Below are 12021 nucleotides of genomic sequence, written 5' to 3' on the forward strand. Positions count from 1 at the left end.
TGATGACTCAGGTATAAAACAAATCCGGCTTTCAATTTTAAAAAACCGGATTCTGAAAAATGTTTACTGCTGCTTATGGCGGTAATCAGAGTGGCATGTAAGAATACATGCTATAATGTCCCTGCAGCATGCCTTTGATGGCTGTTCTGTATACCTCATTCTCGGATTTTGCAACACCTGAAAACTCACGACCCAGCATAAAATCACTAAAATATGTCGTCCAGTTTTTATAGTGCTCTTCCGCGATCTTAAGCTGCTCCATGATCAGGGATTTGCCATTGACTGCATCCACGTATTCTGCTGAATATCCCAGATTAACAATATACACATATAACCCGATGTTCCAGGCTTTGATGCCTGCCGGAGAGAATTCTTCATAATGATCCTTGACAAATTGTAGCAGGACATCACTGCCTTCCGGTAGGTTGTTGGCTTTCAGGTTGATGGATTTAACATTGGCATTTTTGCCTCCGTTGGCGTCCAGGGCTTTTTTACATATTTCGAAATGGGCCTGGAAGCCGCTATCTTTTAAATTATTTAAAAAGAGGAAAAAGTCGTGCTGGCTATTAATCTGGAACCAGTTGGAAAGCGTGTTTCTGGAATCCACCTTTTCATTTGCCGAGCGGGCAAACGGGAAAACCATCGTTTTGTGATAAGCACTGTCAAGCAATGTGAGAAACGGTGCCTTGGAATGATCCTGATTAATCAACGTTTTAAGTTTTGTCTCAAACTTCTCCGGACCTCCGTAACCTTGCACGAAGTACACCCCTGAAAGCATAAAGCCCTTTAAGGTGTCGTCTTTAATCTGGATGTGGGTGGTCTGCGTGCTTTGGTCCTGAGAATCCGTATGTTGGTCATCTGGCCCACAGCTGATAAAAGCCGCCAGTATGGAGAATCCCCATAAACAAATGATAAGATGTCGCATAGAAATAAAATTAATGTCTGTCAAATGTGGCAAATATCCCTCTTCAAGGGCATATAAAACGGCAAAATATGTTATTGTTTTTTTAATGTGATTAATGCTTGCAGTTCTTACATTTCATCTTTTGATTAAGTATCAAATAGATAGACTTTTGCAACGTACCAATTATCTTAATTATTTGCACCGAATACAACTGAAAAAGGATAATTTTGATGCCTATTTAAATCATTTCATTTATGTGGAAGCTTTTTAAAATTTGTTGTTTAGCGGTGATCGCTATGATCACTTTACAACGTTGTCAATCCAAGGAGATGAGAGAAAACAAGTTTTTTTTATTGGTAGGGACCTATACAAACGGAAATGCGAGTGAAGGAATATATGTATACGACTTTGATGACACAAGCGGCCGGATGACAGAAGTGTCACATACCAACCACGTAGCGAATCCATCCTATATGGCATTATCTGCCAATGGTAAATATCTCTACGCAGTTAACGAGAATACAGATGAAAGTTCAAAAGGAATGATCTCTGCATTTTCATTTAATGATAAGACCGGACAGTTAGATTTTTTAAATACTCAGCCGACCAATGGGGATGCACCATGTTATGTGTCGATTGATTCATTGGGGAAAAACGTAGCTGAAGCCAATTATAACGGCGGTAATTTTTCTATTTATAAAACAGATACCAGCGGCAAGCTCTGGCCTGCTACTCAGATTATTGCTCACAAGGGTACGAGTGCCAATAAAAAAATACAAACACAGTCTCATGTTCATTCTACTATATTTTCTCCTGACCAGAAATATTTATTTGTCTGTGATTTAGGTAATGACACGCTGTATCAATATCCTTTTCAAATCAACAATCTCTTACCTGTAGATGAAGCGGGTGCTGTTAAGTATAAAATTCCTGCCGGATATGGACCAAGACATATTGCCTTTTCTCCGAATGGTAAGTCTGCCTACCTTTTAAATGAATTAGATGCCCAGCTCATGGTTTATCGGTGGGAGAATGATTCTCTGACCTATTTACAGACACTTGCCTCCACGACCGTTGAGGATACGGCAAATGCAGATAAAGGCTCCTCTGCTATTCGCGTTTCTCCGGACGGCAGATTCGTTTATACCTCTAATCGGGGAAAAGCCAATGATCTGGCCATATTTGCTGTGCAGCCGGACGGTTTATTGAAAGAAGTCGCTCATCAGGCGACCGGTCCTCATCCCAGAGACTTCATTCTTGACCCTACTGGGCATTTTTTACTCGTCGCTTCAAGGGATGATAATACAGTTAGAGTATATAAAAGAAATGTTGAAACTGGACTTCTTACACAGACACCACAAATGATCACACTGCCTAAGCCGGTCGCCCTGCTATTTGCTAAAAAAAATAAGTAGCATTAGGAAAAAATAATGTACTTTGAAAGGTAGAATTTCAATTGTTCACTTTTAATTCTTTAAAACAATGTTAGATGAAATTGTAAACCTGATCAAAAACGCCACGGGTGAAGCAGTACAGGCGAACCAGGACGTTCCGAATGAAAAAGCTGGTGCGATAGCAGAAGAGGCTTCTCATTCTATTCTTGGAGACCTTGAAAACGGGCTGAAAGGAGGAGGGGTATCCGATATACTTGGGATGCTCAGTGGGAAAAAAACTGACGTAGCAGGTAACGCGACTACTCAACAGATGTCAGGCAACCTGACCAGTAAATTAACTGAAAAACTGGGCCTTAGCCCTTCTGCCGCCAGTTCTTTAGGCGCTTCTATCATTCCAAGTGTTCTGAGTAAGCTGACAGGTAAGATCAATGATCCAAATGATAGCAGCCTGGATCTGCAGGGTATTGTCAATCAACTGACGGGTGGCAAGACCGCAGGCATTGATTTAAAAAGCATGCTGGATAAGAACGGTGATGGCGAGATAAATCTGGGCGATGCCATGTCCCTTTTTACCGGAGGCAGCAGTAACGCAGCCGGCCAACAGGAAAGCGGCGGCGGAATTCTGGGTAAGCTAAAAGGAATGTTTGGAGCTTAAATAAAATAAGCTTCTGGAACAACCCTACCAATAATACTGGTCCGGTATCGGAAATAACAATCTAAAAATTTTGTTATGGAAGTGCCGGATTTTCTATTTGTGCCCTCAGAAAATGGATATCTGTAAAATATTTCAAAGAATTTTAGGGGGTTTGTAAATTAACTTATAGCTTTAAGCCAATAATTAAAACATCTAATATTTAAAGGACATGCGCATGGTAATGAGTCATCTGCTGGCGAAAGCAGCACTTACACTCTCAGTAGTAGCCGTCTTTGCAAGTTGTAAAGGCGATGGGGCAAAAGAAAAAAAAGAAGCACCTGTTAAGGACAGTGTCCCCACAGTTTTGGCACCTGGATCTTCTATTAAACTCGATCCGGCAAAAAAATATATTTTCCTTACCTGGGATGATGGCCCTCAGCCTCCCGGAACCATTAATTGCGAGGAGATATTCAGAGAGGAAGGAGTAAAGGCGACCTTTTTTATGGTAGGGTTGCATCAGTTCAGCGCGTCAAGAGCAAGAATTGTGGACACCATCCGTAACAGCTATCCGCAATTTCTCCTGGCGAACCACAGCCATTCTCATGGCTTCAGAGATCATTACCGAGAGTTTTACTCCCATCCCGATAGTGCAATGCAGGATATTTATACAGCTGAAAAAGAGTTGAAAGTACCGGTAAAAATTGTCCGCCTTCCTGGCATGAACTCTTGGGTTGAGAATGGTAAGATACAGGGACCGAACTCCTCACTGGAAGTATGTAAAAGACTGGGAAGTGCAGGTTATAATGCAGTTGGCTGGGATGTAGAGTGGCGTTTTGGAAGACACTCTGTTCCCGTTCAGGGCGCTGAACAAATGGCTCATGAAGTCGAAGAAAAGTTTGCCAACGGAACGACTTATGCTGCCAACGCAGTGGTTATTCTGGCACACGATCGAATGTTCCGGGATCAATATAAGGACAGCCTGCGTAAGTTTGTCCAGATACTGAAACAGAATCCGGATTATGTATTTGAGACTATTGATCATTACCCGCTGATCCAAAAGGGTAAGTAATTGTATGCTTCAACCCCTGAGTAAGATTTAACAACGACCGGGAAAATCATATATAAAGGCATATGCTCTAAACAAATAGAAGGCATATGCCTTTTCTTTATACAGCTGCTTCTGACCCGGCGGTTTATGGAAGACGTCATTGCCGCCCTTGGCATTTAGAATCCGGTGTCTATTGCTTATGGATGAATATCTCCTCTTTTATCATCTTCGAATTGTGCTTCCAGTTCTATGCTTTTATGTAGTTTTGCACATTTATGGAAACTAAACGAAACTTTAATGTAATGATTACTACCTATCAGATTTCAGTTTTTAATTACCTGTAACATTATATATTGTAAATACTTAATTACCATGTAATTATATGTATCTGTATTAAATTGTCATATATACACATATCGAAAGATAAAATAACAAATAATTCATAAATTGATCCTCCAAATTGCGGATTGCGTATCACCATATCTGACGGGTGTAATAAGTATCTTCGATTAAGCTTATTTTATACTAATAAGTATTTGATATACAATATATTTTTTAATTCTATCTCCCTGAAATTAAATTATACAAGCTCGCAGGGCAGTTCCCTACACCTTCACCCATTTACAATTGGTTCCGTTTAGTAAAATTTTAATAAAAGCTTACGTAATATAACCTAAAAGTAATAATAAGTTAAGGCTATATTAATAATAATTAAATTTTTTTGTAAAATTTTTCGAAATACGACACATATATTGTTATATTTGTTTTTCGATGCTTTCGATTTGTTATTTTTTTAATCAAAATTCGACTACTATGAGTCAAAGGTGTTTTCGATTTCTCCGGGCTATAGGCTTCTTCCTAATTTTTATTGTTTGCACATTGAACAGCAGTAAAGGGCAGGTTTTGTTTACACACAATGACAGCGCTAAAAGTGATTTTGACAGCACAGTCTGGCTAAAATATTATAAACTGAGTGCAAGGGATACTGTCGGCTTTTTTCCCAATAACGAACTTTATCTCTTAGAAGGGGGCGCATCCTCTAAAGTTGATATGCGCGCGTTAGGCGCTGTACCCTACAGTGATATCAATCAAATGCTGGACGGGCGCGCAACGGGTATCAGCGTAATGATCCCCACAGCAGAACAAGGCAAACGCAACGGGGCACTGATAAGGGGATATTCCAACCTGTTATTAAATAACGGGGATGTGATGACTGCCCAACCCACTTATTTATTGAATGGAGTTCCAATTTTACTTGACCATCCTTTTGCTTTTGATATACAGCGCTTTGATAATAACAGACTAGGAACGGAAAATAATTTGTTATCCTTAATCAATCAACAGGATATTAAAAGTATTACAGTACTAAAAGATTTTGAAGCCACCGCTAAATACGGCCCATTGGCCGCTGCGGGTGTTGTTAATATCGAAACCTATGGACCTCGTTCCGGCTCATTGCAAGTAGACGTAAATGCGCACATGTCTTATTCCCAGGCGCCGGATATCCAGACGGTCGGCGGTGCCTATGTAAGAGATTTTTTAAACCCCTTCTATGAGAAATATGCCGGAATTCAGCAGTTGCAGAATTTTCCGGCTTATCTGGCGGACTCAGCCAGGTCCGAATATTATGGTCCGTCAAACTGGGACGATCTGTATTTTAAAGATAGCTGGAGCGATGGGATACAGGCGGCCATTTCAGGCGGATCCAGGCTCGCCAACTTCCGGTTTTCTGTAGGGCAGACTTCATATCAGGGCGTCAGAGACGCAACAGGGTTCAATCGCTACACAGTAAACTTTGGCATTAATATTATGCCCCTCCATAATCTGCTTATCACAACTTATTTGTCTGGCGCGACAATGGGGCGAAAAAGAAACCGTTTCATTCGGGACCGGATTGTAGATGAGGATTATGTATTGAACCTGGAAGCCCCGCCTTCGCCCAACAGTAGTTATCTCAGCAATTATTATTTTAATTTAAACCAGTCCATCGACAATAACAGAAACAATAGCATTAATGTCCTGGCCAACGTGCAATACAGCTTTAGCAACAGTATAAGAGTGAATTCTCGTATGGGGATCAATTATATACAAAATTTCCGGGATCTTTTTATTCCCTCAACAGTCAATGACGGCAATAATTTTTCTTCCAATTTTGACGGCTTCAATAAGGCGATCGTCTGGGACAATTCTGTGAACTTCGATAAGATCTATAAGAATAGGCATCACTTGACAGCCGCCTTGGGTATGTATACAGAATGGGACAAATGGGATTACAAGTATGGCAAAGCTTACAAAGGTAAAAGTGATTATATAAAAATCTACCAGCCGGGTGATGATGACAATCATGAAAGCACTTCAAATAATTTTCGACTAACCGCTAATGCCATAGATCGCATACAATCGAATCTGGCATCACTGTATGGCAATTTCAAGTACAGCTATGACAGTAAATACGAAGTTGGGGTGTATCTGAGACGCGACGGCAGTTCGAATATTCCCGCGGCAAACCGTTGGCTACTCTCTCCGACGGTCAGTGCTGCCTGGGTATTGTCAAATGAAGACTGGCTCAAAAGCGCTGCACTTTCTTTATTAAAACTTCGGGCCAGTATGGGAAGAGTCGGTAAATTATTAGCCTATGACTATTATAAAGCAGGGCCGATTTACGATGTGGAGATAGGCTGGAATGGCAATCCCAACCTTTCTACATATAATGCCTTTCCCGTATTGAACGGCTCTTATGAATTGGGGTATGTTTCCCGGGACATTGAATGGCCTTATGTTGATCAGTTGAATGTCGGTGCAGATATCGGCTTTTTAGAAGACCGGCTGAACATTTCTCTGGATTTTTATAATAAGTCATTTAAGAACTTACTGCTAAAAATGCCCGTGATGGAGGAGAAAGGTTATACCGGTGTCGTCAAAAATGGCCTTCAGATAGATAATAAGGGGGTCGAAATTACGATTGATGCCAAGATCATTGACCAGCGTCATTTTGCCTGGCAGTCCACCTTTGGAGCTTCTTCCAATAAAAATAAACTGGGTGCATTACCCAATCATTACCGGGAAATCATTATCGGTGATCGCTATTTTAAAGTCGGGCAGCCTGTGGATGCCTATTGGTTGTTGCAAAACAAAGGTATTTATGCAGAGGAAGGTGAAGTCCCAGTAGATCCGAAGACGCATCAGAAACTATCTTATCAGGGCTTACCTATTCATGCCGGTGACCCCAAATGGATCGACACGAATGGCGATTATGTTATAGATGATCATGACAGAGCGCTGAAAGGCTCCCCTTCGCCGGATATATTTGGCTCTTTCTCCAATAGGCTTCGATATAAAAAAATAAGCCTGGAATTCCTATTTAAATATTCCTTCGGTGCTGAATTGATGGATGAAGCGCAGGCGTCGGCTTTTGATTTTGCTAATAGGGATGGCTCAGATAATCTGGAGGGAGTTAAAGAGATTAATTTCTGGCAGGTACATAAGGGCAATTACGGCGAAATTCCCTTATACAATCCCTGGAGCACAGTCAATCCTTATCAGGTTAATCAAGATCTGTTTTTAAAAGACGCCTCTTTTATCAAATTGAAAACAGTGACACTTACCTATCAGTTTAGTCCAAAAGCATTACAAAAGCTGGCTATTAAAAACTTAGATGTTTATGTGACTGCTCAAAACCTATGGATGTGGTCACCCTATAAGGGCGGGGATCCGGAAGCGGTAAGCTATTTTGGATATACGAACGGGTACTATAACTGGTCCTATCCAAAGACCTTCACACTGGGCTTTAATTTAAAATTTTAATCTAAATAAATTGACTGATATGCCTGGAAAATATATTTATAGATTACTGATGGCTGTCGCTGTGGTTGTTTGCCTGGGATCCTGCAAGAAAATGCTGGACGTGGAAAGTCATCGTGCTGTCGCAGAAGAAAATATGTGGCAAACGAAAAATGATGCCTGGGCCGGAAGTTTTGCCTGTTACGGTTTAGTGAGAGCCGCGCTGGTAAATGAAAATGCCTATTGGGTTTACGGGGACCTGCGGGGCGGTGATTTTACAATCACTAAAAGAGGTGATTTGCAAGCGGTAACCGAAAGTAAACTGACTTCCAATTATACAACAATGGACCAGTGGCGGGACTGGAGGCGGTTCTATGCGGCCATCGATCAGTGTAATGTGTCTATTGAGAATCTGCCTAAAGTACCACAGCGAGATTACAGGTACTCCAAAAGTGAAATGAAACTGGATTTGGCGCAGGTGCGGGTATTAAGGGCGTTTCTCTATTTCTATATGGTGCGGGTATGGGGGAACGTCCCTTTCTTAATCCAGTCAGGGGATAGCGACTTTCAGAATATTGCCAAAGCAGATCAGAAGACCATCTTGGACTTTTGCGTTAGTGAAACGTTGGCAGCTTATAAGGATTTACCCTGGCGTTATAACGGAGAATTCCCGGAGGCACCTGGTGATTACAGAGGACAGGGAGAATCGCATTTTGCAAGTATTGCTGTAACTAAAGGAATTGCCCTGACTTTAATAGCGCATATTTACGCCTGGCAGCATAACTATGAACAGGCAGCTGTTTATTGTGATCAGGTTGTCGATAATCAGAAGAATACTACGTATGCATTTGTAACAACAGATGTGCTTACCAAGTTAGACGGTGTTTTCAGGGGCCGTGGAAGCGCGCATAATATTTTTCAGCTGGATTTTAATGTGGACCATGCCGAATACTCAACCACCGGCCAGTTGGAGGACTGGACTTTAAGGGAGCCGCATATACCAAAGAAAGAGTCAGAGATCTATGTCTCCAAGGATTCCATCATAGATATTTTCAATGAATCTGGTGATAACAGAGAGGACTATTATTTTACCAGAATGGATGAGGAGCATCCTGAATTTTATAAACTCAAACAAATCAATTCGATAATGACGAATCCGCCGCTCAGGTTCTATACATCGGCAGTCGTAGTTTTCCGGTATGAAGAACTGTTTTTATTGAGAGCGGAAGCGCGTACAGCACTTGGTAGAATCGACGATGCCATTGCTGACTTAAACCTCGTCCGTGCACAAAGGGGCCTACAGCCATTGGCAAGCCCTCAGTCTAAAGAAGATCTTGTTAATTATATCCTTCAGGAAAGAAGAAGGGAGCTTATGGGGGAAGGATGGCGCTGGTTTGATTTGGTCAGAATGGGTAAAGTGAAGGATTTTACCAGTCTGACCCAGGAAGATATTGACAACGGCGCGGCGTATTGGCCGGTATCTAAGTCAGCCCTTCAACAAAATGGTTTATTGGAACAGTTAAATTATTGGAAATAAGCTAAAGGCTTTTAAGATGAAAAGATTAAACAACAAATGGGTCTTATGCGTTTTATTGTTCGGCCTGGCCTGTGGATGGGGCGCCTGCAGAAAGGATTTGAACCCATATGAAAACGGGGAGCTCTCTAAAAGCGTGGATCTAACGACCTATGACTTTTTGAAGTCACAGAATGGACTTTATGATAGTCTCTTACATATCGTCGATCTGATTGGGTTGAGAGATACTTTGCAGAAAGCTGAAGTTACATTCTTCGCACCGCAGGATTACAGTATCATTAATGCGATGCATAATCTGAATATTGCCCGAAAGCTAAATGGTGAAAATGGGAACTGGACAATTGACAGTGTTCGAAAGGGCACGTGGGATACCCTGCTTCATAGATATCTGGTCAAAGGAATCGTTGATCTGGATTCCTTGGATTATGCAGATGGAGTGAACCTGATTACGCCATACGGCTATCAGATGAATGGCAAAACGGTTACGCTGAATGCGTCAGGCATTGTTGGCGGAGGTTCCAAGGAAATTCAGTTGAGTGATAAGAATAACTCCAGATTCGTTAAAGACTGGGTGAGTGCAGTGACCCGAACTGTGAACCTGAAGACAAAAAATGGCTTGTTGCATGTACTCAATACCCGACATGTATTTGGCTTTTCCTCTTTTGTGGACAGTGTTTATCCGGTTTTGAGAAGGCCTTTTCTTGGTGTGTATCAGGTAATCCCGGGAAAGATAGAAATGGGGTATTATGATGAGGGCGGTGAAGGTATCGCGTATCATGATGCGGATCCTGCCAATAAGGGAAAGGTGAACTTCAGAACCAGTGAGGGCGTTGATCTGGATAATTGCAGTGATGGATTGTACAACATCGGATATAGTACACCGGGGGAATGGCTTAAGTTCTCCGTTAAAGTATTGAAGACCCAATCCTATATATTAAAGCTTTCTTTGGCATCTCCACATTCGGATGGTTTCGTTCGGATCGAAATGGATGACCAGCCTCTCAGTGGCTCTGTCGCTGTGCCCAAGACAGGTGGATATCAGACTTGGGAAACGGTCGTGGTGGATCAGCCTTTTGAATTGAAGGAAGGTATTCATACCATGGAGTTCTATCTGGAGGCAGGCGCTTATAATGCGGCCAGGTTCGGTTTTGTACCTGCTCAGCAATCCCCTTATTACGATGACCCACTCGAAATCCCAGGTACAATTAAATGTCATGAGTTTGATAACGGAGGGGAAGGAACCGGCTATCATGATAATGATCCCAGAAACAGGGGAAGTGCCAGGCTTGATATCCGGTTTTTCGAAGGTGTTGATATGGAAAAATGTGTAGAGGGAGGATATGACATCGGGTATACTGCTGCAGACGAATGGATTGCTTATAGTGTAGATATTAAAAAAGCAGGACGGTATCTGGTTAAAACAAGAGTGGCATCTCCTAAATCTACAGGCTCCTTCCATCTGTCCCTGGACGGAAACGACTTGACTGATGAGTTAATGATCCCCAATACAGGCGGCTACCAGAATTGGGACAATGTGGAAGCTGAAGTGTCACTTCCTGCCGGGCGGCATGTATTGAAGTTCCATTGTGATAATTCGGGTTTTAATTTCCAGAAACTGGAACTCTCTGCACTTTAACATTAAAAAAGATAATTGAGTAATATGAAATCATCAAACCGAATCCATTTTACCTGTCTGGCTTTGCTGGTTCTCTTTATAGGGATGACGGCTAGCTGCTATAAGCGTGGCCTGCCGGAAGTAAAGGATTACATGAGTAAGGATATGACATTTAAACAGACATCCTTTTTTGTTAACCTGGGAAGATCGAATGTTTTTACACAGGTGTTCAATGCAGACTATTCTACCGAACCACTAACCTTTAAGATTCAGAATGTCCGCCATTTTGACGGCAGCCCCGCTCCTGAACTTTCCGCCTTTTCCAAGGCCATGTATTGGGATGATTATTTTACCGGTAAGGAAAATTCCATTGCGGAAATTGACAAGAAGCGACACGCTGAAAATCGCCCGTTGCTGGATATACGTGAACATTCAGGCGAAGTATTTTTCTGGAATACGGATTCAACTAAAGTAAAACCCGGCATATATTTCTTTGACGTCAACGTATCCAATGAGGCAGGGTCTCATCTTTTCGAAAAACTGATTTTGAACGTACGGTTACCACATCCTTATGAGCCATTTGAGTTTGATGACTCTACCGGGCTCAGGCTTCCGGATGCGGAAGGCGGTATTGTTCATCCCTCCACAATGAATGGTGCGGTGGATGAGCTTGAGCGCAGCTTACCTGCTGATAGCGTGAATGTGTATTTTCATAAGAAAGGCACTCAGAAAAATTCGGTCACCTTTAAGTTTTATGACCAGGATTCTTTACCCATCTCTCTGGCCAATTATAATATGACTGAGTGGGATAGTCTGCGTTTTACCAGCGCCACGACGGGCGACTTCGTGTTCCCTTTTGCATTTAACCGTCAGTTCTCTGCTGATAGCATGTCTGTGACCTATGATGTGACCAATCCATTTCCGGTATTGGCAGATGTCGGATCGGATAAGGCCAGTATAAGCTTTAAATATAATCGCGTCTCTTTTGGCCAACGCGTCAATTCTTCCATCGGGCTGACTTTTGCGCTCTTCGAGCCCGGGCAGTGGGAGATCGTGTTTAAGTATAAGCTCAATCCAAAATTTGAAGACGATTAGAAAATAAAGATGAAACC

The 12021-nt window shown here is 42.0% G+C and carries 8 protein-coding genes; 7 read left to right on the forward strand and 1 reads right to left on the reverse strand.

The window, feature by feature from the left end; genetic code table 11:
* Positions 1-85: 85 nt before the first annotated feature.
* The gene (locus tag K9M52_RS12145; RefSeq protein WP_224068693.1) at positions 86-925 is read right to left on the reverse strand and encodes a DUF1266 domain-containing protein; all 840 of its coding nucleotides are present in this window, start codon (positions 923-925) and stop codon (positions 86-88) included.
* Positions 926-1233: 308 nt separating this feature from the next.
* Between K9M52_RS12145 and K9M52_RS12150 the strand changes: the two genes are divergently transcribed.
* The 7 genes from K9M52_RS12150 (at position 1234) to K9M52_RS12180 (ending at position 12004) form a co-directional block, all read left to right on the forward strand.
* Positions 1234-2319: a lactonase family protein gene (locus K9M52_RS12150; protein WP_224068694.1), complete on the forward strand. Its 1086-nt coding sequence runs from the start codon at positions 1234-1236 to the stop codon at positions 2317-2319.
* Positions 2320-2386: 67 nt separating this feature from the next.
* Positions 2387-2953: a hypothetical protein gene (locus K9M52_RS12155; protein ID WP_224068695.1), complete on the forward strand. Its 567-nt coding sequence runs from the start codon at positions 2387-2389 to the stop codon at positions 2951-2953.
* A gap of 214 nt (positions 2954-3167) precedes the next feature.
* A complete protein-coding gene (locus K9M52_RS12160) occupies positions 3168-4001 on the forward strand; it encodes a polysaccharide deacetylase family protein (RefSeq protein WP_224068696.1) in 834 nt (277 codons plus the stop codon).
* An 858-nt stretch (positions 4002-4859) separates the two neighbouring features.
* Complete coding sequence (locus K9M52_RS12165) at positions 4860-7784, forward strand: SusC/RagA family TonB-linked outer membrane protein (RefSeq protein WP_224068697.1); 2925 nt, start codon at positions 4860-4862, stop codon at positions 7782-7784.
* Between the two features lie 19 nt (positions 7785-7803).
* A complete protein-coding gene (locus K9M52_RS12170) occupies positions 7804-9297 on the forward strand; it encodes a RagB/SusD family nutrient uptake outer membrane protein (RefSeq protein ID WP_224068698.1) in 1494 nt (497 codons plus the stop codon).
* 16 nt (positions 9298-9313) lie between these two features.
* Positions 9314-10930 (forward strand): carbohydrate-binding protein, encoded by a 1617-nt coding sequence (locus K9M52_RS12175; protein WP_224068699.1) that lies wholly within the window; start codon positions 9314-9316, stop codon positions 10928-10930.
* A gap of 24 nt (positions 10931-10954) precedes the next feature.
* Positions 10955-12004, forward strand: coding sequence for a DUF5007 domain-containing protein (locus K9M52_RS12180; protein WP_224068700.1), 1050 nt, complete (start codon positions 10955-10957; stop codon positions 12002-12004).
* Positions 12005-12021 lie beyond the last annotated feature (17 nt).

The sequence above is a fragment of the Arachidicoccus terrestris genome (assembly GCF_020042345.1).
Classification (GTDB): domain Bacteria; phylum Bacteroidota; class Bacteroidia; order Chitinophagales; family Chitinophagaceae; genus Arachidicoccus; species Arachidicoccus terrestris.